This window comes from Staphylococcus sp. HMSC055C03 (assembly GCF_001809385.1).
GTDB classification, from domain to species: Bacteria; Bacillota; Bacilli; order Staphylococcales; family Staphylococcaceae; genus Staphylococcus; species Staphylococcus simulans.
On the sequence record NZ_KV797494.1, the window covers coordinates 1 to 21,282 of the forward strand.

The 21,282-nt window shown below is 33.1% G+C and carries 24 protein-coding genes, 1 pseudogene and 1 riboswitch; of the genes and pseudogenes, 22 read left to right on the plus strand and 3 right to left on the minus strand.

From position 1 onward, the window contains the following. Positions 1–42 precede the first annotated feature (42 nt). The 9 genes and pseudogenes from comGA (at position 43) to gcvPB (ending at position 8,363) form a co-directional block, all read left to right on the plus strand. Positions 43–1,017, plus strand: a pseudogene (gene comGA, locus HMPREF2603_RS07475) (competence type IV pilus ATPase ComGA). Further along, entirely contained in the window at positions 989–2,062 is a 1,074-nt protein-coding gene (comGB, locus tag HMPREF2603_RS07480; RefSeq protein WP_023015153.1) for a competence type IV pilus assembly protein ComGB, read from the plus strand. The pseudogene comGA and the gene comGB overlap by 29 nt, the downstream one beginning before the upstream one ends. 17 nt (positions 2,063–2,079) lie before the next feature. Continuing rightward, on the plus strand, positions 2,080–2,409 hold the full coding sequence (comGC, locus tag HMPREF2603_RS07485; RefSeq protein ID WP_002481038.1) for a competence type IV pilus major pilin ComGC: 330 nt from the start codon (positions 2,080–2,082) through the stop codon (positions 2,407–2,409). Positions 2,410–2,411: 2 nt separating this feature from the next. Then, positions 2,412–2,837, plus strand: coding sequence for a competence type IV pilus minor pilin ComGD (gene comGD / locus HMPREF2603_RS07490; RefSeq protein WP_002481037.1), 426 nt, complete (start codon positions 2,412–2,414; stop codon positions 2,835–2,837). A gap of 218 nt (positions 2,838–3,055) precedes the next feature. Next, complete coding sequence (gene comGF, locus HMPREF2603_RS07495; protein ID WP_060804323.1) at positions 3,056–3,550, plus strand: competence type IV pilus minor pilin ComGF; 495 nt, start codon at positions 3,056–3,058, stop codon at positions 3,548–3,550. Between the two features lie 164 nt (positions 3,551–3,714). After that, on the plus strand, positions 3,715–4,254 hold the full coding sequence (locus HMPREF2603_RS07505) for a shikimate kinase (protein WP_156423348.1): 540 nt from the start codon (positions 3,715–3,717) through the stop codon (positions 4,252–4,254). After that, a riboswitch (glycine riboswitch) is annotated at positions 4,232–4,351 on the plus strand. It overlaps the preceding gene by 23 nt. Before the next feature lie 81 nt (positions 4,352–4,432). After that, positions 4,433–5,527 (plus strand): glycine cleavage system aminomethyltransferase GcvT, encoded by a 1,095-nt coding sequence (gene gcvT / locus HMPREF2603_RS07510; RefSeq protein WP_023015155.1) that lies wholly within the window; start codon positions 4,433–4,435, stop codon positions 5,525–5,527. 21 nt (positions 5,528–5,548) lie between these two features. After that, the gene (gcvPA, locus tag HMPREF2603_RS07515) at positions 5,549–6,898 is read left to right on the plus strand and encodes an aminomethyl-transferring glycine dehydrogenase subunit GcvPA (RefSeq protein WP_057510473.1); all 1,350 of its coding nucleotides are present in this window, start codon (positions 5,549–5,551) and stop codon (positions 6,896–6,898) included. Continuing rightward, the gene (gene gcvPB, locus HMPREF2603_RS07520) at positions 6,888–8,363 is read left to right on the plus strand and encodes an aminomethyl-transferring glycine dehydrogenase subunit GcvPB (RefSeq protein WP_060804321.1); all 1,476 of its coding nucleotides are present in this window, start codon (positions 6,888–6,890) and stop codon (positions 8,361–8,363) included. The genes gcvPA and gcvPB overlap by 11 nt, the downstream gene beginning before the upstream one ends. A 99-nt stretch (positions 8,364–8,462) precedes the next feature. Here gcvPB and HMPREF2603_RS07525 read toward each other — a convergent pair whose 3' ends face one another. After that, positions 8,463–8,849 carry a rhodanese-like domain-containing protein gene (locus tag HMPREF2603_RS07525; protein ID WP_002481030.1) on the minus strand — a complete coding sequence of 129 codons (387 nt, stop codon included), beginning with the start codon at positions 8,847–8,849 and terminating at the stop codon, positions 8,463–8,465. A 224-nt stretch (positions 8,850–9,073) separates the two neighbouring features. Between HMPREF2603_RS07525 and HMPREF2603_RS07530 the strand changes: the two genes are divergently transcribed. Then, positions 9,074–9,904 (plus strand): lipoate--protein ligase family protein, encoded by an 831-nt coding sequence (locus tag HMPREF2603_RS07530; protein WP_002481029.1) that lies wholly within the window; start codon positions 9,074–9,076, stop codon positions 9,902–9,904. Between the two features lie 49 nt (positions 9,905–9,953). On the opposite strand, the gene HMPREF2603_RS07535 is transcribed toward HMPREF2603_RS07530, so the two are convergent. Together HMPREF2603_RS07535 and HMPREF2603_RS07540 are read right to left on the minus strand one after the other, a co-directional pair. Continuing rightward, positions 9,954–10,166, minus strand: a complete 213-nt coding sequence (locus HMPREF2603_RS07535; RefSeq protein ID WP_060804320.1) for an SA1362 family protein — start codon at positions 10,164–10,166, stop codon at positions 9,954–9,956. A 26-nt stretch (positions 10,167–10,192) separates the two neighbouring features. After that, positions 10,193–10,780 (minus strand): hypothetical protein, encoded by a 588-nt coding sequence (locus tag HMPREF2603_RS07540; RefSeq protein WP_002481027.1) that lies wholly within the window; start codon positions 10,778–10,780, stop codon positions 10,193–10,195. A gap of 244 nt (positions 10,781–11,024) precedes the next feature. On the opposite strand from HMPREF2603_RS07540, the gene HMPREF2603_RS07545 reads away from it, so the two are divergent. From HMPREF2603_RS07545 to HMPREF2603_RS07600, 12 genes are all read left to right on the plus strand, one after another. Further along, the gene (locus HMPREF2603_RS07545) at positions 11,025–12,083 is read left to right on the plus strand and encodes a M24 family metallopeptidase (RefSeq protein ID WP_057510476.1); all 1,059 of its coding nucleotides are present in this window, start codon (positions 11,025–11,027) and stop codon (positions 12,081–12,083) included. Between the two features lie 27 nt (positions 12,084–12,110). Next, the gene (gene efp / locus HMPREF2603_RS07550) at positions 12,111–12,668 is read left to right on the plus strand and encodes an elongation factor P (RefSeq protein ID WP_002481025.1); all 558 of its coding nucleotides are present in this window, start codon (positions 12,111–12,113) and stop codon (positions 12,666–12,668) included. A gap of 212 nt (positions 12,669–12,880) precedes the next feature. Further along, on the plus strand, positions 12,881–13,354 hold the full coding sequence (accB, locus tag HMPREF2603_RS07555; RefSeq protein WP_002481024.1) for an acetyl-CoA carboxylase biotin carboxyl carrier protein: 474 nt from the start codon (positions 12,881–12,883) through the stop codon (positions 13,352–13,354). Between the two features lie 2 nt (positions 13,355–13,356). Beyond that, positions 13,357–14,709 (plus strand): acetyl-CoA carboxylase biotin carboxylase subunit, encoded by a 1,353-nt coding sequence (gene accC / locus HMPREF2603_RS07560; RefSeq protein WP_060804319.1) that lies wholly within the window; start codon positions 13,357–13,359, stop codon positions 14,707–14,709. Between the two features lie 15 nt (positions 14,710–14,724). Further along, positions 14,725–15,096, plus strand: coding sequence for an Asp23/Gls24 family envelope stress response protein (locus HMPREF2603_RS07565; protein WP_023015159.1), 372 nt, complete (start codon positions 14,725–14,727; stop codon positions 15,094–15,096). Between the two features lie 20 nt (positions 15,097–15,116). Beyond that, entirely contained in the window at positions 15,117–15,506 is a 390-nt protein-coding gene (gene nusB, locus HMPREF2603_RS07570) for a transcription antitermination factor NusB (RefSeq protein WP_002481021.1), read from the plus strand. Between the two features lie 15 nt (positions 15,507–15,521). Then, a complete protein-coding gene (gene xseA / locus HMPREF2603_RS07575; protein ID WP_060804318.1) occupies positions 15,522–16,862 on the plus strand; it encodes an exodeoxyribonuclease VII large subunit in 1,341 nt (446 codons plus the stop codon). Further along, on the plus strand, positions 16,855–17,088 hold the full coding sequence (locus HMPREF2603_RS07580) for an exodeoxyribonuclease VII small subunit (protein ID WP_060804317.1): 234 nt from the start codon (positions 16,855–16,857) through the stop codon (positions 17,086–17,088). Before xseA ends, HMPREF2603_RS07580 begins: the two co-directional genes overlap by 8 nt. Further along, on the plus strand, positions 17,081–17,956 hold the full coding sequence (locus tag HMPREF2603_RS07585) for a polyprenyl synthetase family protein (RefSeq protein ID WP_031262522.1): 876 nt from the start codon (positions 17,081–17,083) through the stop codon (positions 17,954–17,956). The genes HMPREF2603_RS07580 and HMPREF2603_RS07585 overlap by 8 nt, the downstream gene beginning before the upstream one ends. 179 nt (positions 17,957–18,135) lie before the next feature. Beyond that, the gene (gene ahrC, locus HMPREF2603_RS07590; RefSeq protein WP_002481017.1) at positions 18,136–18,588 is read left to right on the plus strand and encodes a transcriptional regulator AhrC/ArgR; all 453 of its coding nucleotides are present in this window, start codon (positions 18,136–18,138) and stop codon (positions 18,586–18,588) included. A 14-nt stretch (positions 18,589–18,602) separates the two neighbouring features. After that, complete coding sequence (recN, locus tag HMPREF2603_RS07595; RefSeq protein WP_057510479.1) at positions 18,603–20,279, plus strand: DNA repair protein RecN; 1,677 nt, start codon at positions 18,603–18,605, stop codon at positions 20,277–20,279. A 27-nt stretch (positions 20,280–20,306) separates the two neighbouring features. Further along, positions 20,307–21,197 (plus strand): phosphate acyltransferase, encoded by an 891-nt coding sequence (locus tag HMPREF2603_RS07600; protein ID WP_002481015.1) that lies wholly within the window; start codon positions 20,307–20,309, stop codon positions 21,195–21,197. The last annotated feature ends 85 nt before the right edge of the window (positions 21,198–21,282 follow it).

Below are 21,282 nucleotides of genomic sequence, written 5' to 3' on the forward strand. Positions count from 1 at the left end.
ATTTTATTTTGGACTGTATTTATGTCCCAGCCCCGATTTTTTATGAAAAGGCTATTTGAAAAAATTTTAATCGACGCAATCGCACAACGCGTATCAGACATTCATTTTATACCAATAGAACATGCCGTACTTATTAAGTTCAGAGTTAATGATATGTTATTAAATTATGAATCCATTGAGATTACAACGTATCAGAAGTTACTTACTTTTATGAAGTTCTTATCTGGCTTGGATGTTTCTACTTATCACCAAGCATAAAGTGGCCAAACAACTTTCAAGCATCAAATGCTTTACAATTTAAGAGTATCTACTTTGCCGCTCTCATTAGGAATGGAAAGCTGCGTTATTAGAGTTTCCCCACAGTATTTTACTCAAGAATTTGAATGTGAAGGTCCAAAACACTTTCATCACTTAATGAATAAAAAACAAGGTTTAATTTTATTTACAGGTCCAACGGGTTCAGGGAAGAGTACTATGATGTATGAAATGGTTTCTTTTGCGAAAGAAAAATTAAACCTAAACATTATTACAGTCGAAGACCCAGTAGAGAAGAGGATTCCTGGGATAACTCAAATCTCTGTAAATGAAAAAGCCGGTATCAACTATGAAAGTTCTTTCAAAGCTATTTTACGATGTGATCCAGATATTATCCTTATCGGAGAAATTCGTGAAGCATCTATTGCTAAATGTGTTATTCAAGCCTCATTAAGCGGACATTTGGTGTTGTCTACATTACATTCTAATGATTGCGAGGGTGCCTTGTTACGTTTACTAGAAATGGGCATAACACCGCAAGAGGCGCAACAAGCCATAGCCTTAATATCAAATCAAAGGCTAGTTACAAATCAATCAGGACATCGTGAACTAGCATATGAGACATTATATCAATCAGATATTCAATACTTTTTTAAAAACAATCATATGCTGCCCAAACATTTTATAAAATTAAGCAAAGTACTTAGTCAGATGAACAAAGAAGGCGTTATTTGTGAAGAAGTGTTTAAAAGATATACTTAATTCCAAGATTCGTAATAAGAAACAAATAAGTGACAAAGATCAACTCATATTATTAAACAGATTGAAAATATTACTTGATCATGGATTTACTTTGATAGAATCATTTGAATTCTTGAATATGCACATTGATTATAAAGATAAAGAAACGCGCCATACGATTATAAAATCTTTAAAAGATGGTAAGAATTGTCATTTTATCCTCTCGTTTCTAAACTATCCTCAAACTATTGTGACTCAAATATATTTTTCCGAAAAGTTCGGAAGGCTGTCTGACAGCTTAACTGAGTCATATACATTTCTAAAACAGAAATGCGAATCAAAACAGCGCTTGATCAAAACAATTCAATATCCTGTGATACTAATAGGTGTATTTATGTGCATGCTGTTTGGTATCAATTATTTTATACTACCTGAATTCCAACAAATATATACCACAATGGACATTCAATTGTCTCCGCTTTTAAAGATACTCAATTATACAATCCAACATTTTCCTCACATCATTCTTTCCCTTATTGCATTTTTATCAATAATTTTCCTAATTCTATTCCAATATATAAGAAAGCTGCCAATAGAAAAACGTATCAAATTTATTATTAAACTCCCATTCATCAACACCTACTACAAGCTCTTTAAAACTTATCAAATTACAAATGAATTATCGTTGTTTTTTCGAAATGGTATTGTTTTACAGCAGATATCAAATATTTACACAGAACAGAAGATTGATTTGTTTTTAAATTACCTTGGTGATTTCATGATTAAAAATATTGAAAAAGGGATGCGATTACCTGAAATTTTACAAGCAGTTGGTTGTTTTCAAGAAGAACTTATTCATTTTATTGAACAAGGTGAAAAGAGCGGAAAAATTGATATAGAATTAAGCATCTACGCACAGATTCTTCTAAGTCAAATCGAGCGTCAAATGAACAAACAAATAAAGTTTATTCAACCAGTTATCTTTTTATTGCTAGGATTTCTAATTATTTCACTTTATCTAGTCATTATGTTGCCAATGTTCGACATGCTTCAATCCATCAAATAACAAAGAAGGAGAAACCTATGAAAAACCTTGTCAAAAACTTAAAACATAAATATTTACGAGCATTTACTTTACTAGAAATGCTTTTAGTTCTTTTAGTTATCAGCGTTTTATTGATACTCATTATTCCAAATATCGCTAAACAATCTAAGCATGTTCAAGATACTGGGTGTGAAGCACAACAAAAAATGGTGAATAGCCAAATAGAAGCTTTTACTCTGAATAAAAATAGAGCGCCTTCTTCAATCGATGAATTAGTTAGTGAAGGATTTTTAAAAGAAGGTCAAAAAACATGTAAATCTGGAAAAACGATTACAATCAGCGACGGCGAAGCTACCGTTAGTCAATAGTCATGAAAGCTTTTACTATGATTGAAACTTTGCTAGTTCTTGCGATTATTAGCCTTTTAACATATCTAAGTTTAAATGTTAAAAGCCCAACACATTTAAAAGACGTGGAAAATGAATTATTAGCTAAAAATCTTGCTGCGCAAATAATATACATGAAATCTACTGCTATTAAAAATCATGATGATGTTATACTATTTTTTAATCGTGGCAGCAATAGAATCAAAGTAATAAATCAAAATCATCAAGTAAGTTATATAACAATCACAAAAGGAGAAATAGTAAGAAGTAACAATATGGATATTGTTGTTATTAGTCCAGAAGGTGAGTTTAATCGGTTTGGATCTGTTTACATTAAGTTTAATCAAACAACATTTCGCTTTATTTTCCATATTGAGAAAGGAAGTTTAAGAATTGAAAAGACATCGTAGTAAAAATTATATCAAGGGATCTTTTATGCTTGATGCATTGACTTCGTTTTCTCTTATCATTACTTTACTTCTAATTTTCTTACCTGTATTAATTAATCAGCATTTACAGTTTCGTAAAGAAATTGAAAAAGCAGATATGTATCGCACATTAATAACGGTAATTAATCGTTTTAACATAAATGAAATTCAACAAGGGATACAACTGGAGCATTATACCATTGAAAAGATTGAACAATCTATTTGTATTAAAAGCAATGAAACTGATAGTCACTACTGTTTTAAAGTTAAATCAAAAAAGAATTAAAGGCTTTACATTCATCGAAATGATTTTTGCGTTATGTATTTTTTCAATTACAATGAGTCTAATACCACCTTTATTCAAATCTGTAAAAACATTAAATAAACACATGGATGATGCATCTTTGATTCACTATGAATTTTTTGCACAAGACATATCTAGAGAGATTAAACATATACCAATAGATAAAATCAATGTCAGTAATAGACGCATAACGATACAAGAAGATAGCAAACAAACAGCGTATATCTTTTCTAATCGGAAAATTTATAAAAATATAAATTCACGCGGAAATATAACGCTGATACAGGATATAAGTGACTTCAAAGTAACAAAAATTGACGATAAATACTTAAAGGTGGAAATGACTCTGATTGAAAACGAAGAAAAATATTACAAAGTACTATACTTATAATCTGAAAGGTTACCTGTTATCGTTTACAACAATAATTTTTATGATTTTTATTCTTATTTTGACTTCCTATAGCTATCAATATAGCTTAAAATTAAAGACAATACACAATCTTAACATCTACTACAAACAACAACTAGAACAAATTGTTGAGAAGGATGAGAAATATGAAAAACAAGGAAGTTAAAAAAGAACCCATTATTTTTATAGGATTTATGGGAACGGGCAAAACAACATTAGGAAAATACATCGCTGAAAAAGAGGGTAAGAGTTTTATTGATTTAGATCAACTTATCCAATTGCGAACACATCAAACAATCCCTGAAATCTTTGAATTAAAAGGGGAGAGTGGCTTCAGAAAATTAGAAACACAATATTTACAGGAAGCTATTAATGAATATGACATCATTTCTACTGGTGGGGGTGTGATTGAAAGCCCTGATTCTATGGAAATTTTATCCCACTATAAATTTATAATTTGGTTAGATGCAAGCATTCAACTTATATACGATAGAATTAAAAACGATAGTAATCGACCTAACGCTGCAAATAAAGCATTCGATGAATTAAAAAGGTTGTATTTATCAAGGGTTTCACGATATAATGAAATCGCATTCAGCAGAATGGATACAGACAATGATTTGAGTTTATTACATCAAAATTTGATGAATATCATTATAGCGAATGATCAGTATTGGAGAGAATGAATTATCTAAAACATTATTTGTGTTTTAGCTTGTATTCATCGCCGAAGGTGCAAGATGTTATATCGAATCTCTCAGGCAAAAGGATAATACTGTGACGCATTCCTGAAGGTAACTACAGGATAGCAATTGGCTTTGCTATCCTGTTTTTAATATTTAATCACATATAGGGGGTTGCAAGATGTCAAACGACTTAAAAAAGACACCATTATACGACCGTTTTATTGAAAGCGGAGCAAAAATTGTTGAATTCGGTGGATGGGCAATGCCTGTTCAATTTTCTAGTATCAAAGAAGAACATAACGCAGTAAGGGAAGTTATGGGAATCTTTGATGTCAGCCATATGGGCGAAGTGTTAATTGAAGGCAAAGAAGCATCAGAATTCATTCAATATGTGCTTTCAAATGATACAGATCAATTATCAGATAACAAAGCGCAATATACTGCACTTTGCAATGAAAAAGGCGGCGTGATTGATGATTTAATCACTTATAAATTAGATGATAATAAATTTTTATTAGTGGTTAATGCTGCAAATACAGATAAAGACTATGAGTGGATTAAATCTCACTCAGACAAATTTGATGTAAATGTTGAAAATGTTTCTGATCAATACGGTCAATTAGCAGTTCAAGGACCAAAAGCACGCGACTATGTTGCAAGTTTGGTTGATGTAGATGTTTCTGAAATGAAACCTTTCGAATTCAAAAAAGATGTTGAAATCTTTGGAAAAAATGTTATCTTATCTCAATCAGGTTATACTGGTGAAGACGGTTTTGAAATTTATTGCGACTCTAAAGACGTCGTAGATATTTGGGATGGCCTTTTAGAAAATGCTGATTTAAAACCAGCTGGATTAGGTGCACGTGATACTTTACGTTTAGAGGCAGGTTTACCTCTACATGGACAAGAGTTATCAGAAGATATCACACCTTATGAAGGTGGTATTGCATTTGCTGCTAAACCATTGATTGAAGCAGACTTCATTGGTAAAGACGTGTTAAAAGATCAAAAAGAAAATGGAGCAAAACTTAGATCAGTTGGTTTAGAAATGATCGAAAAAGGTATCCCAAGAACTGGCTATGATGTGCTAGACTTAGAAGGTAACAAAATTGGGCAAGTTACATCTGGTACGCAATCGCCAGCAACTGGAAAAGGCATTGCATTAGCAATGATTGACCGTGATGAATTCGAAATGGGCAAAGAAGTCATCGTTCAAGTAAGAAAACGTCAAGTCAAAGCTAAAATTGTCAAGAAAAATCAAATCAGTAAATAATTTAATGAAGGGGTGGCAGTGGTGAGTCATCGTTATATACCATTAACTGAAAAAGACAAAAAAGAAATGTTAGAAACAATCGGCGCAAGCTCAATTGAAGAATTATTTGGAGATGTGCCAAAAGAAATTTTATTGGATAGAGAGTTAGATATTCCAAATGGAGAAGATGAAACTACTTTATTCAAACGTCTTAGCAGAGTTGCTAATAAAAACATTACAAAAGAAGATCATACTTCATTCTTAGGTGCGGGTGTTTATGACCATTATGCACCAGCTGTTGTAGATGCTATGATTTCACGTTCAGAATTCTATACAGCTTATACGCCTTACCAACCAGAAATTTCACAAGGGGAACTTCAAGCAATCTTTGAATTCCAAACTTTAATTTGTGAATTAACAGGTATGGATGTTGCAAACTCATCTATGTATGATGGAATCACAGCATTTGCTGAGGCATGTATTTTAGCATTAAGTCAATCTAAAAAGAATAAGATTGTTGTATCTAAAGGTTTGCATTATCAAGCATTACAAGTACTTCACACATATTCAAAAGTTAGAAGTGAATATGAAATTGTAGAAGTTGATCTAGACGGTACTGTAACTGATTTAGAAAAATTAGATGCAGCTATTGATGAAGATACAGCAGCTGTTGCTGTTCAGTATCCTAACTTCTATGGTTCTATCGAAGATTTAGAAAAAGTTAAATCATTTATTAAAAGTAAAAAGACATTATTTATTGTCTATGCAAATCCACTTTCACTTGGCTTGTTAACACCTCCAGGTGAATTCGGTGCAGATATTGTTGTAGGTGATACACAACCATTTGGTATTCCAAGTCAATTCGGTGGACCACACTGTGGTTTCTTCGCAACAACTAAAAAGTTAATGCGTAAAATCCCAGGTCGCTTAGTTGGTCAAACGAATGATGATCATGGAAATCGTGGTTTCGTATTAACGCTACAAGCGCGTGAACAACATATCCGTCGTGATAAAGCAACTTCAAACATCTGTTCAAACCAAGCTTTAAATGCTCTAGCATCTTCAATTGCTATGTCAGCTCTAGGAAAACAAGGTATTCAAGATATTGCTGAACAAAACTTTGAAAATGCTAACTATGCTAAGAAAGAGTTTGAAAAAGCAGGTGTAGAAGTATTACCAGGTACATCTTATAATGAATTCGTTATTAAGTTGGACAAACCTGTTAAAGAAGTAAATGGTCAATTATTAGAAGAGGGCATTATTGGCGGTTTCGATTTAACTGAAATCAATGACGATATGGGACATGCAATGCTAGTTGCTGTCACTGAATTAAGAACAAAAGATGAAATTGATACTTTTGTGAAGAAAGTGGGTGAGATTAATGGTCAGTAAATCAAGTCCATTAATTTTCGAACGTTCAAGAGCAGGAAGATATGCATACTCTCTTCCGAAAAAAGAGATTGATACAAATGCAGTTGAAGAATTATTAGATGATAAATTTATCCGTAAAAACAAAGCAGAATTCCCTGAAGTATCAGAATTAGACTTAGTAAGACACTATACTGAGTTATCTAACAAGAACTTCGGTGTAGATACTGGTTTCTATCCTTTAGGTTCATGTACAATGAAGTACAACCCTAAAATCAATGAAAAAGCAGCACGTATTCCTGGATTTGCTGAAGCACATCCATTACAAGAAGAATCTCAAATTCAAGGTTCTTTAGAAATCATTCATAGCTTACAAGAAGAATTAAAAGAAATTACAGGCATGGATGAAGTAACATTACAACCTGCAGCAGGTGCACATGGTGAGTGGACTGCATTAATGATTTTCAAAGCTTATCATGAAAAAAACGGTGAAGGTCACCGTGATGAAGTCATTGTACCTGACTCAGCACATGGTACAAACCCTGCTTCTGCAGCTTTCGCTGGCTTCAAATCAGTTACAGTTAAATCTGATGAAAACGGCGAAGTAGACGTAGAAGATTTAAAAACTCTTGTTAATGAAAATACAGCAGCAATTATGTTAACAAACCCTAATACTTTAGGTATCTTTGAACATAACATTATGGAAATTGGAAAAATTGTTCATGATGCTGGCGGCTTATTATACTATGATGGCGCAAATTTAAACGCGATTATGGATAAAGTAAGACCTGGAGACATGGGCTTTGATGCTGTTCACTTGAACTTACACAAGACATTCACTGGGCCTCACGGCGGTGGTGGACCAGGTTCAGGTCCAGTTGGAGTTAAAAAAGAACTTGCTAGCTTCTTACCAAAACCAATGGTAATCAAAGATGGCGACACTTATAAATATGACAACGATATTAAAGATTCTATCGGTCGTGTTAAACCATTCTACGGTAACTTTGGAATCTACTTACGTGCTTATACGTATATTAGAACAATGGGTAACATTGGTCTTAAAGAAGTTTCAGAAGCAGCAGTGCTTAATGCCAACTACATTAAAGCACGTCTGAAAGATGCATTTGAAATTCCATATAACCAATATTGTAAACACGAATTCGTATTAAGTGGATCTAAGCAGAAAAAAGAAGGCGTTCGTACATTAGATATGGCGAAACGTTTATTAGACTTCGGTGTTCATCCACCTACAATTTACTTCCCGCTTAATGTGGAAGAAGGTATGATGATTGAACCTACAGAAACAGAATCTAAAGAAACATTAGATTACTTCTGTGATGCATTGATTCAAATCGCTGAAGAAGCAAAAGAAGATCCAGATAAAGTGCTTGAAGCACCTCATAATACAGTAATCGATAGACTTGATGAGACTAAGGCAGCTAGACATCCAGTCTTGAAATTCGAAAACTTACACGAAGAAAAACTTTAATATCAATAATGATTAAACCCTCGTTTTTAATGAACGAGGGTTTTCTTCATGAAAAAAGCAGCAATGACAATTCATCGCTGCTACATTTTAATTATAATGCTATTTTTTTGATTTAACTTTCCCGGTCCATTTTTTGTAACCGCCTTTAAGCATGTAGATATCTCTATATCCATTTTTTCTTAAAATACGCGCTGCTCTATAACTTGCTACACCATTGGCATCGCATAAATAAATAGGCTGATCCTTTCTTAGACCTTTAAATCGTTGACTAAAAAGCGTCATAGGAATGTTTCTGGCACCAATAATATGGCCATAATCATAGTCAACTTTTTCTCTTACATCAATCACTTGAGCTTTACGTAAACCTTTATGGAATTCTTCTTGATCTAATTCTGTTACAGCTCTTTTATTGATGAAAAATTGGATTAACATATATACAGCAATAATAACTAAAACAGCTAAAATGATTATCCAAAAGCTATTCATCTTGCTTCCTCCTATATTTACCGATACTACAATTATAAGACTGTTTCACTCATTTATCAAAAAGTTTTTCTCAGAAATGAACCGAGATTTCATTTTGTACAAAAATGCAAATCAGATTTAATATTTACTGAAGAAAATCCAGCCATGAATATTAATCAAATATGCTGTATGTATGGTAATATACATACATATAGTTAAATACAAGGTGATTGGAGATTTTAAAATTGACAGAAACATGGAATTTTATTAATTCGGGCAGTCATGACCCATTTTATAATATGGCTATGGATGAAGCTTTATTAAACTTTGTATCCAGAGGTGAAATCGATCCTGTCATCAGATTTTATACATGGGATCCAGCAACGCTTTCTATTGGTTATTTCCAAAGATTAAAGAAAGAAATTGATATTGAAAAGGTCAAAGAAAAAGGCTATGGCTTAGTAAGACGACAAACAGGTGGAAGAGGCGTATTACACGATAAAGAACTAACATATAGCGTAATCGTTCCTGAGTCTCATCCTAATATGCCTAAAACAGTTACAGAAGCATACAGAGTCATTTCACAAGGTTTATTAGAGGGATTTAAGTTATTAGGCTTCGACGCTTATTTTGCTGTTCCTAAAAGTAAAGAAGAAAGAGAAAAATTGAAACAACCAAGAAGTTCTGTTTGCTTTGATGCTCCAAGCTGGTATGAACTCGTCGTAGAAGGAAGAAAAATTGCAGGTAGCGCACAAACTAGACAAAAAGGCGTTATACTTCAACATGGTTCTATTTTAAAAGATATTGATATTGATGACTTATTTGATATGTTTATCTTTAAAAATGACCGCTTAAAAGATAAAATGAAGCAAGCTTTTGTAGATAAAGCTGTTGCGATAAATGATATTTCGGATAAAACAATTTCGATTGAAGAAATGGAAGTAGCATTTGAAAAAGGATTCCAAAAAGGGTTGAATATTAACTTTAAACCATTAGAACTTACTAAAGAACAACAAGCTGAAGTAAAAGAACTTGCAGAAAAATACAAATCTGAAGAGTGGACTTATAGAAAATAAGTAAAATCCCCTGAACCTCTATTTAAACGGTGGTCAGGGGATTTCATTTTTATTTACGACGGTTTCTATATTTCCATTTTGCTATTTTATATTTCCTTTGATCTTTTGTTAAAAAGAAGAAGAAATACAGTAAGTAAGCAATACCTGCGATAATAGCTAAGCTAATTATCGTTCTTGCAAGGGAAAATAATATTGAATCTAAGTTCAATATTAACCCGATAAGCGCAATTAATAATATGAGATAAAATAATACTTTACGCATGTTTTCACCTTTCAATACTTCTTGCTTTATGAATTAGTTTTACTAACTTTAATTTGTGCTAATTCTTGTTGGCCTTGTTTTATTTTCTTATCACTTTTTGTAGAGTAACCATCTCTGATAGTTTTAAATGCACTGACCAACTTATTATTAAGTTCTTCAATGTTTTTATTATCAGATTTATCTTTATCAGACATACTACTTTTTTCAAGATCGATTTTGTATTTATCATGTGCACTTTGTAAATCAGTGACTATTTTATCGAGTTTGCTGACCACAGCTTCTTTTCGTTTATTCTTTTGGACATCACTTTCAATTTTGTGATAATCCTTTAATGTATCAGTCACTTTTTGATAGTAATCTGATGTCGCGTTAGCATTTTTGGTTTTCATGCTATTTTGTGCTGCTTCTTTAGTATTCTTTTTATCAGCGCCGAGTTGTTTTTCTTTATCTTTTAAATCACTGATATTTTGCTCTAGTTCTTGGTTTTCTAATTTTAATTGATGATTATCATCTCTTAATTTAGTAGTTTTTTGTTCAAGTGGACCTAAGTTTTGACTCCCGCAGCCCGTTAGTAAAATCGTTGCTCCAATAATCGAAATAAATTTCTTTTTCATAACCTTCTCCTAATTCAAAAGCAAATATTATAGCAATATTTTATCATATTTAGTTCTCAGATTCTTATATTTCAGTTTGCACTTTAATTTTCTTATACTTTTTGGGAATTCTTCTTTGATATAAGGTATAAAAGCTTATAGTTCTATGCGCTTTGTGATAAACTTTGGTTATAATAAAAGTGATATAGTCACTATCACAGCTCCAAAAAATTACATGATTAAGAATGACATAGGAGGAGTATGTATGTCTAGAATTGAAAAAGTAAATCAAATTATTTCAGAAAAAAATTTAGATGCGTTAGTTGTATTATCTGATTACAACCGCCGTTATTTATCAGGGTTTACTGGTACGAGCGGTGCATTAGTAATTACACCTGAGCGTCGCATCTTGATCACGGATTTCCGTTATATCGATCAAGCTACAAATCAAGCTTCTGAATTTGAAATTGTGAATCGTTCTGCAGGTTTAATTGACGAAGTTAAAGATGTTCTCGAACAAAACCAAGTGAAATATGCAGGATTTGAAGGGCACATCGTAAGCTATGATACATTCCAACAATTAAATGATTCAGACGTTGAATATCAAAGTGTCGGTAATGTAATTGAAGATATCAGAGCTATTAAAGATCAATCAGAAATTGATACGATTCAAAAAGCTGCAGATATTGTAGACAAAACGTATGAACATATTTTAAGTATCGCAAAAGCAGGAATGACTGAACAAGAATTAAAAGCTGAATTAGAAAGTAAAATGTTAAAATTAGGAGCAAGCGGCCCTTCATTTGACACGATCGTTGCTTCAGGATATCGAGGTGCTTTACCACACGGTGTAGCAAGCGATAAAGTGATTGAAGAAGGCGAGTTGATCACTTTAGATTTTGGTGCATATTATAATGGTTATGTATCTGATATCACACGTACTTTTGCAATCGGCCAACCAGATCCTAAACTAGTAGAAGCTTATAATATTGTATTAGAAGCACAGAAAGCTGCAGTCGCACAAATTAAAGCAGGAATGACAGGTAAAGAGGCAGATGCTATCGCACGTGATATTATCGCAAGTTACGGTTATGGAGATAATTTCGGACATTCAACAGGTCATGGTATTGGTTTAGAAATTCATGAACAACCAATGCTTGCAAAACAATCTGATTATGTATTAGTTCCAAATAATTGCGTAACGGTAGAACCGGGTATCTATATAGAGGGACTGGGTGGCATCAGAATAGAAGATGACATCTTAATCACAGAAAATGGTAATGAAGTCTTTACTAAATGCACAAAAGACCTTATTATTTTATAATGAAAGCGTATATGAGGAGGAAACTGAATGATTTCGGTTAATGATTTTAAAACAGGTTTAACAATATCTGTTGATAATGGTATTTGGAAAGTTATTGATTTCCAACATGTAAAACCAGGTAAAGGTTCAGCATTTGTTCGCTCTAAATTAAGAAACTTAAGAACTGGCGCAATTCAAGAAAAAACATTCCGCGCAGGTGAAAAAGTAGAACAAGCAATGATTGAAAACCACCGTATGCAATATTTATATGCAGATGGTGACACTCATGTATTTATGGACAATCAAACATTTGAACAAACTGAATTGCCTGGAGATTATTTAGAAGAAGCATTAAAATACTTGAAAGCAAACATGGAAGTTCAAATCCAAACTTATGAAGGCGAAACGATTGGTGTAGAATTACCAAAAACTGTTGAGCTTACTGTAACAGAAACTGAGCCTGGTATTAAAGGTGATACTGCAACTGGTGCAACTAAATCAGCTACAGTAGAGACTGGATATACGCTTAACGTACCTTTATTCGTTAACGAAGGAGACGTTCTCGTAATCAACACTGGCGACGGCAGTTACGTTTCAAGAGCCTAAATTTTAAATCACCCCTTTTCTGACATCCTATCCATTAATGATTATCAGCAATTTTATGCTGATGGATTCGATGAATGAAAGGGGTTCTTTTATTTTATTATCGTTAAATTACACGATGAGAAAGTTTAAAGTTACAGTGATATGCTTGAATTGATAATTTCAGTCAAGTAAAATATACAAGAAGAGTAAAAACAATCTGAAGGAGCAGTACTATGAATTTTAAAGAAATCAAGGAATTAATTGAAATACTAGATAATTCAAATCTTACTGAAATTAATATAGAAGATAACAAGGGAAGTATCATTAATTTAAAGAAAGAGAAAGAAAGAGAAATCATTACACCACAAATTTCTCAACAAGCTTTCCCTGCACAAGCAGCTGCGCCAGCACCTGTTCAAAATGATTCAGCTGTCAGCGAAGCTTCTTCTGCTGCAAATTCAGAAGCTGATCAGGGGAAAACAATTAACGCACCAATGGTAGGAACATTCTATAAATCACCGTCACCAGAAGAAGAAGCTTATGTAAAAGTTGGGGATACTGTATCAAACGATTCAACAGTATGTATTTTAGAAGCTATGAAGTTATTTAATGAGATTCAAGCAGAAGTTTCTGGGGAAATTACTGAAATCTTAGTTGAAGACGGACAAATGGTAGAGTATGGCCAACCGTTATTTAAGGTGAAATAATTATGAAAAAAGTTTTAATTGCCAATCGCGGTGAAATTGCCGTTAGAATCATCAGAGCGTGTAAAGACTTAGGGTTACACACAGTTGCAATTTATTCTGAAGGGGATAAAAAAGCACTACATACTCAAATTGCTGATGAAGCGTACTGTGTGGGTCCTACACAATCTAAAGATTCATATTTAAACATTCCAAATATCTTATCTATTGCTACTTCTACTGGATGCGATGCAGTTCATCCTGGGTATGGATTCTTAGCAGAAAATGGGGATTTTGCAGAATTATGCGAAGCGTGTCAACTTAAGTTTGTTGGTCCAAGTTACGAATCTATTCAAAAGATGGGGATCAAAGACGTAGCCAAAGATGAAATGATTAACGCAAACGTACCAGTTGTTCCAGGTAGTGACGGACTAGTAGATTCAATCGAAGACGCTAAGAAAACAGCGGAAGAAATCGGTTATCCCGTTATCATTAAAGCTACTGCAGGCGGTGGTGGTAAAGGTATTCGTGTAGCTAGAGATGAAAAAGAATTAGAAAATGGCTACAAAATGACACAACAAGAAGCAGAAACTGCCTTTGGTAATGGCGGACTTTATCTTGAAAAATTCATTGAGAATTTCCGTCATATCGAATTCCAAATTATTGGTGACCAGTTTGGTAATGTGATTCAGTTAGGAGAACGTGACTGTACAATTCAACGAAGAATGCAAAAACTTGTCGAAGAAGCACCGTCACCTATATTAACTCCTGAAAAAAGACATGAAATGGGTCAAGCATCTATCAGAGCTGCTAAAGCAGTAAACTATGAAAATGCAGGTACAATTGAATATATTTATGACTTAGATACTGATGAATATTACTTCATGGAGATGAATACTAGGATTCAAGTTGAACACCCTGTTACAGAAATGGTAACCGGGATTGATTTAGTCAAATTACAATTATTAGTTGCTATGGGTGAGCCATTGCCTTTCACTCAAGATGATATTAAAATCAATGGTCATGCAATGGAATTTCGTATTAACGCTGAAAACCCTTATAAAAACTTTATGCCATCACCAGGTAAAATCACACAATATTTAGCACCAGGCGGTTACGGAGTAAGAATAGAATCAGCTTGTTACACAAACTATACTATTCCACCTTATTACGATTCTATGGTTGCTAAATTAATTGTGCATGAACCTACACGTGAAGAAACAATTATGGCAGGTCTACGTGCTTTAAGCGAGTTCTTAGTATTAGGCATAGACACTACAATACCATTCCATATTCGTTTATTAGAAAACGAAATTTTCAATAGTGGACAATATAGCACTAAATTCTTAGAGCAAAATGATATTATGAAAGAAGATTAAGAAGGAGGCATTCACATGGTTAAAGTATCCGAAGATACACATGCACATTTAGGCAGAGTAGAAATTTCTCCAGAAGTACTAATCTCAATTGCAAGTATTGCAACATCTGAAATAGATGGATTAACTGGACACTTTGCTGAAATCAAAAATGCTTCACCTGAAAAGTTGAATCGTAAAAATTTAACTAAAGGTATTAAACTTGAAACAAAAGAAGATGGAATTTATATAGATGTATTCTGTGAGTTTAAGTATGGTATCAACATCTCTCAAACAGCATTGAAAATTCAACAAACAATTTTCAATTCCCTCAGCAATATGACAACTATAGTTCCTAAACAAGTCAACGTTCATATTACGCATATTGAAGTTGAAAATAACAAGAAATAAGTAACAAAGGAGCACGCTCAATGAGTCGTAAAGAATCAAGAAGCCAAGCATTTCAAGCACTGTTTCAACTTGAAATGAAGAATACAGATTTATCTATAGATGAAGCCATTAATTTTATTAAAGATGATTACCCAGATTTAGAATTCGATTTTATTCATTGGTTAGTATCAGGCGTAAAAGATCATGAACCTGTACTCGATCAAAAAATCCAAGAGAATTTAAAAGATTGGAAAATCTCTCGTTTATTGAAATCAGACCGTATCATTTTAAGAATTGCAGCTTTTGAACTAGAGCATAGTGATACACCACCAAAAGTGGTTATTAACGAAGCTGTTGAACTTGCTAAGCAATTTAGTGACGAAGACCATTATCGTTTTATCAACGGTGTATTAAGTAATTTAAATCAATAGGATAGAGTGATAAGTATGTCCGATTATTTAAGCGTTACAGCCTTAACTAAATATATCAAATATAAATTCGACCAAGATCCGCATCTGCAATCGGTTTTATTAAAAGGTGAATTATCAAACTTTAAACGTCATAGTAGCGGTCACTTATATTTTAATTTAAAAGATAATCATAGCGTCGTAAACGCTATGATGTTTAAAGCACAAGCTAATAAACTAGATTTCACACCCAAAGAAGGTGATGAAGTTTTAATAGAAGCACGCGTAAGTGTTTACGAAAGACGTGGGAATTATCAAATTTATGTAAATAAAATGCATCTAGACGGAATTGGCAACTTATATCAACGTCTAGAAGAGCTTAAAAAGGCCTTAACTAAGCAAGGTTTATTTGATATGAGCCACAAAAAGCCGATTCCTAAGTTCCCTAAAAAAATTGCAGTCCTTACCGCGAGTACAGGTGCAGCAATACGAGATATTCACTCAACAATAAACAGTCGATTTCCATTAGTAGAACAAATTCAAATTAGTACATTAGTTCAAGGCGAACAAGCTAAAAATGATATTGTAGAAAAATTACAATATGCTGATACTCTTGGTGCAGATGTCATCATTTTAGGACGTGGTGGAGGATCTATTGAGGATTTATGGAATTTCAATGAAGAAGATGTAGTACGAGCAATCTTTAATACACAAACTCCTGTTATCTCAGCAGTAGGTCACGAAACAGATTTCACATTAAGCGATTTTGTAGCTGATGTAAGGGCTGCTACACCAACTCAAGCTGCTGTCATTGCAACACCTGATCAAGTTGAGCTGACACAATACATCAAACAAATAGAGTTAAGTCTATCCAGACACATCGTCCAATTAATTAATAATAAGAAAAAACATTTAGAACATGTAGCTTCTTATTATAAATTTAAACAGCCATCGTTGTTGTATGATCAACAAATCCAACGACGAGATGAATTAGAAAAACAACTAAGTCTTGCGATGACTAATCATTTGACTCATTTACGACAACGTATTGATTTGCTAAACAGTCGCATAAATGTTAGAGATTTAAAACAACATACGCAACAAGCTATTTTAAACAAATCTCAACTTGATAAGGTATTAAACAAATCAATAAATAATATTTTGAGTAATGCTAAAACGATGTTGGCACAGCGATTAGAAAATTTAAATAATTTAAGTCCAACCAATACAATGTTGCGCGGTTACACGATTGTCAATAAAGATGAACAAGTTATTACAAGTACGCAATCATTAAAAACTAATGACCACATCAGTTTAACCATGAAAGATGGCGAAGTTGATGCAATAGTTAAGAAAGTTAGGTGCAATAAAGATGAGTAATGAGCAAAGTTTCGAAAATATGATGGTAGAGTTAGAAAACATCGTAAAAAAATTAGATAATGAAACAGTTTCTTTGGAAGAAGCATTAGACTTATATCAAAGAGGGATGAAGCTTTCAGCATCTTGTGATGAAACATTGAAAAATGCTGAAAAGAAAGTAAATGAACTCATGAAATCTAATGATGGAGAACAAGCTGAGACATCAGCTGAGAATGAAAATGAATAAAATGATTGAACTAATCAACCAACAATTACTAGAAACAATTCCTGATTCAGCTCTCGGCACTAATTTAGAAGAAAGTATGCGTTATTCTCTTGAAGCTGGAGGAAAACGTATACGACCAGTCCTATTATTAGAAACTTTAAAAATGCTGTCTAAAAACCATACTTACACTAAGGGTATTCGTACCGCATTAGCGTTAGAAATGGTGCACACATACTCGCTCATACATGATGATTTGCCTGCTATGGATGATGACGATTATCGTAGAGGCAAATTAACAAATCATAAAGTATACGGTGAGTGGAAAGCATTATTAGCTGGGGATGCGTTATTAACAAAAGCATTTAACTTAATAAGCACAGATAATGCAATTGATGCTGAAACTAAAGTAGCTTTAACATCCCAACTTTCTGATGCGAGTGGTCATTTAGGTATGATTGGCGGACAAACATTAGATATGGAAAGTGAAAATAAAAAAATATCTTTAGAGACTTTACAACAAATCCATCGTGAAAAAACCGGTGCTTTACTGTCTTTCGCAATCAATGCCGCAGCAACAATCGCAAAAGTTGATACTGAAGTATCCGAGATTCTTGATAAGTATAGTGAACATTTAGGTTTAATTTTCCAAATTAAAGATGATTTACTCGATGTCTATGGAGATGCTGAAAAATTAGGTAAGCCTGTTGGCAGCGATGAGAAAAATCATAAAAGCACTTATGTGACTTTACTTGGTCTAGAAAAAACAGAACAACGACTTCAATATCACGTTGAGCAAGCGAACCAATGTTTGAAACAATTATCTGATAAACAATATGATACAACTGAGCTTGAAAGTCTGACACAGTTGTTCTATAAACGTGATCACTAAAATTATAAGCTGAGTCCTAATATTCAATTTAGACTTAGCTTATTTCTATTTATGATTTTTTTATAAATATGCACTATTATTGGATATTAATAAGCGATATAAGAAGAAAATAAAAGCATTTTGTTTGAACATGTGATACTATGAATGTATAAATATTCGTAATTTGAGGTGTAAGAAAAGTGGCTAAAAAATCAGTAAGACACATAAAAATTAGAGAAATCATATCCACTGAGCAGGTTGAAACTCAAGATGAATTAGTAAAACGTTTAAATTCATTTGATCTGAATGTGACACAAGCAACGGTTTCACGAGATATTAAAGAATTACAGTTAATCAAAGTACCTGCCCCGACAGGTCAATATATTTATAGTTTGCCAAATGATAGAAAATACCATCCGTTAGAGAAACTTGGACGTTATTTAATGGATTCCTTTGTAAATATTGAGGGTACAGGTAATTTATTAGTATTAAAAACACTTCCAGGTAATGCTCAATCAATCGGTGCTATCTTAGACCAAATCGATTGGGATGAAGTACTCGGCACTATTTGTGGTGATGATACTTGCTTACTCATTTGTCACGATGAGGATGCTGCAAATGCTATCAAAACACGTATTTTTAATTTGTTATAAGGAAGCGATAAGCCATGTTACAAACACTAACAATTAAACAGTTTGCTATCATTGATGAATTAGAAATTAACTTTGGAAACGGATTAACCGTATTAAGCGGTGAAACAGGTTCAGGGAAATCTATTATCATCGATGCTATTGGACAACTTATAGGCATGCGTGCATCTTCAGATTTTGTTCGTCATGGCGAAAAAAAAGCAACCATAGAAGGTATCTTTGATATTGATAATAATCCCGAAGTGATTAGAACCTTGAACGAATTAGAAGTTGATGCTGATGAAGATTTCTTAATCGTTAAAAGGGAGATCTTCAGTTCAGGTAAAAGTTTGTGCAAAGTAAATAACCAAACAGTAACATTGCATGATTTACGTTTAATTATGCAAGAATTACTTGATATCCATGGTCAACACGAGACACAATCACTGTTAAAACAAAAGTACCATCTTCAACTGATTGATTCATATTCAGATGGCAAATATGATGATATTTTAAAACAATATCAAAATACGTATCAAACTTTTAAAGATAAAACACGTGAACTCGATGAGTTGGAATCTGCTGATCAAGCTTTATTACAAAGGTTAGATCTAATGAAGTTCCAAGCTGATGAACTATCTGAAGCCAATTTACAAGAAGGCGAAGTTGAACAACTTGAAGCTGATATTAAACGCATTCAGAATTCTGAAAATTTAAGTTTGGCTTTAAATGCTGCACATGCAACTTTAACAGATGAACAAGCTATCCCGGATCGTTTATATGAATTGAGTCTGCAACTTGCGAACATTGATGAAATTATTCCTAAAAAGTTCACCGAACTTAAAGAGCAAGTCGACCAATTTTACTATACGTTAGAGGATGCTAAGCATGAGTTGTATGATGAATTATCAAATACAGAATTTGATGAACAGTATTTAAATGAACTAGAATCTCGTATGAATTTACTAAATAATCTTAAAAGAAAATACGGTAAAGATATTTCTAGTTTAATACAGTATCAAGCTAAACTAGATGATGAGATTAACAAAATAGAAAATTATGAGCAAAGTACAGCAAACTTAAAAGAAGAGATTACTCAGTTACAAAAACAATTAAATAAAGAAGGTCAAATGCTTTCAAAAGAAAGAAGAAAAGTGGCGCGTGAACTAAGAGATCATATTGTAGAAGAAATTCAAAATTTACAAATGAAAGATGCCAATCTCGAAATCTCATTCAAACCTTTAGATGAACCGAATGCAGAGGGTATAGAAAAAATAGAAATATTAATCAGCCCTAACAAAGGGGAACCACTTAAAAGCTTGGCTAAAATTGCTTCGGGCGGAGAATTATCTCGTATCATGTTAGCTTTAAAAAGTATTTTTGTTAAATCTAGAGGTCAAACTGCTATACTATTTGATGAAGTTGATTCTGGTGTTTCTGGTATTGCAGCTCAAAAAATGGCTGAAAAAATGCGTGCAATTTCTGAATATATTCAAGTTATATGTATCTCACACTTACCACAAGTAGCATCTATGAGTGATCATCACTTACTAATCAGCAAAGCATCACAAGATGATAGAACAACAACACATGTTGAAGAATTAACTGGAGAAAATCGTATAGATGAAGTTGCACGAATGATTTCTGGTGCTAATGTGACGAAATTGACAAGAGAAAATGCTAAAGAAATGATAGAGCAAAATCATGCGCTGTAATCTATTTGAAATGAGGGGAGATTAACTATGGAATTCGAAACATTGATCTCTAATACTAAAGAGTTACAAGGTAACATTGGTGTTTTATTTGCGAATGACGAGAAAACAATAGCTGCGATTGTACAATTGCTTAAACAAACAAAATGCCATGTTACGCTCTACGGTACTAAAGATCCAACTGAATTAATACGTTCTTTTAATATAGAAGGGGACTTATTAAGTCGTATACACTTACGAACATTTCACGAGCGTGAGGATGTCTTTAAGAAGTGTGCAGATGATTTAAACTCAGAACAAACTCATGTTTTAATGAAGGGTAACTTACCATCATCAGAAATCTTATCTTTTGTACTAAAACATAAGTCATTTATGGATGAACGACGTTTCTTAAATCATGTATCATGTTTCGATATTCCTTCATATCACAAAATGTTAATCATTAGTGATGTTGCTTTAAATGTAAAGCCTAGCATAGATGATCGTATTCATATGATTGAAAATATTGAAAGCTTTGCGAAGAATATTGGTTATAAAAGTTTAAATGTGGGATTATTATCATCATTAGAGCATCCCACAACCAAAATTCCTTCATCAGTAGATGCTGCAGAAATTGCCGCACACTTTAAACAACATAATTTTTTAAAGGTTGAAGGACCATTCGCCTTTGATAACGCGATTGATAAAGAAAGTGCAATTGAAAAGGGTATTGAATCTGAAATCGCTGGTGATGTTGACGCGTTGATTGTTCCACATCTTGACGTCGGCAACACACTCTATAAATCATTAACTTATTTTGCAAATGCCCAAACGGCTAATTTAATTTTAGGATCGAAATTCCCGATTGTTTTAACGTCTCGAGCAGATTCTATACAAAACAAAGTTAATTCAGCTATTTTGGCACTGCATACATTAAAATAGACATATGAAAAATTCCATTGAAATCTAACTTTTTACTAAATAGGAACAGGATGAGTAAATTCATTTCTGTTCCTATTTTCATGAA

Excerpts from the sequence above, each read along its gene's own strand:
- comGC (WP_002481038.1), top strand. The coding sequence starts at position 2,080 with ATGAAAAACCTTGTCAAAAACTTAAAACATAAATATTTACGAGCATTT.
- comGD (WP_002481037.1), top strand. The coding sequence starts at position 2,412 with ATGAAAGCTTTTACTATGATTGAAACTTTGCTAGTTCTTGCGATTATT.
- HMPREF2603_RS07505 (WP_156423348.1), top strand. The coding sequence starts at position 3,715 with ATGAAAAACAAGGAAGTTAAAAAAGAACCCATTATTTTTATAGGATTT.
- gcvT (WP_023015155.1), top strand. The coding sequence starts at position 4,433 with ATGTCAAACGACTTAAAAAAGACACCATTATACGACCGTTTTATTGAA.
- gcvPB (WP_060804321.1), top strand. The coding sequence starts at position 6,888 with ATGGTCAGTAAATCAAGTCCATTAATTTTCGAACGTTCAAGAGCAGGA.
- HMPREF2603_RS07525 (WP_002481030.1), bottom strand. The coding sequence starts at position 8,849 with ATGAATAGCTTTTGGATAATCATTTTAGCTGTTTTAGTTATTATTGCT.
- HMPREF2603_RS07535 (WP_060804320.1), bottom strand. The coding sequence starts at position 10,166 with ATGCGTAAAGTATTATTTTATCTCATATTATTAATTGCGCTTATCGGG.
- HMPREF2603_RS07540 (WP_002481027.1), bottom strand. The coding sequence starts at position 10,780 with ATGAAAAAGAAATTTATTTCGATTATTGGAGCAACGATTTTACTAACG.
- HMPREF2603_RS07545 (WP_057510476.1), top strand. The coding sequence starts at position 11,025 with ATGTCTAGAATTGAAAAAGTAAATCAAATTATTTCAGAAAAAAATTTA.
- efp (WP_002481025.1), top strand. The coding sequence starts at position 12,111 with ATGATTTCGGTTAATGATTTTAAAACAGGTTTAACAATATCTGTTGAT.
- accB (WP_002481024.1), top strand. The coding sequence starts at position 12,881 with ATGAATTTTAAAGAAATCAAGGAATTAATTGAAATACTAGATAATTCA.
- accC (WP_060804319.1), top strand. The coding sequence starts at position 13,357 with ATGAAAAAAGTTTTAATTGCCAATCGCGGTGAAATTGCCGTTAGAATC.
- HMPREF2603_RS07565 (WP_023015159.1), top strand. The coding sequence starts at position 14,725 with ATGGTTAAAGTATCCGAAGATACACATGCACATTTAGGCAGAGTAGAA.
- nusB (WP_002481021.1), top strand. The coding sequence starts at position 15,117 with ATGAGTCGTAAAGAATCAAGAAGCCAAGCATTTCAAGCACTGTTTCAA.
- xseA (WP_060804318.1), top strand. The coding sequence starts at position 15,522 with ATGTCCGATTATTTAAGCGTTACAGCCTTAACTAAATATATCAAATAT.
- HMPREF2603_RS07580 (WP_060804317.1), top strand. The coding sequence starts at position 16,855 with ATGAGTAATGAGCAAAGTTTCGAAAATATGATGGTAGAGTTAGAAAAC.
- HMPREF2603_RS07585 (WP_031262522.1), top strand. The coding sequence starts at position 17,081 with ATGAATAAAATGATTGAACTAATCAACCAACAATTACTAGAAACAATT.
- recN (WP_057510479.1), top strand. The coding sequence starts at position 18,603 with ATGTTACAAACACTAACAATTAAACAGTTTGCTATCATTGATGAATTA.
- HMPREF2603_RS07600 (WP_002481015.1), top strand. The coding sequence starts at position 20,307 with ATGGAATTCGAAACATTGATCTCTAATACTAAAGAGTTACAAGGTAAC.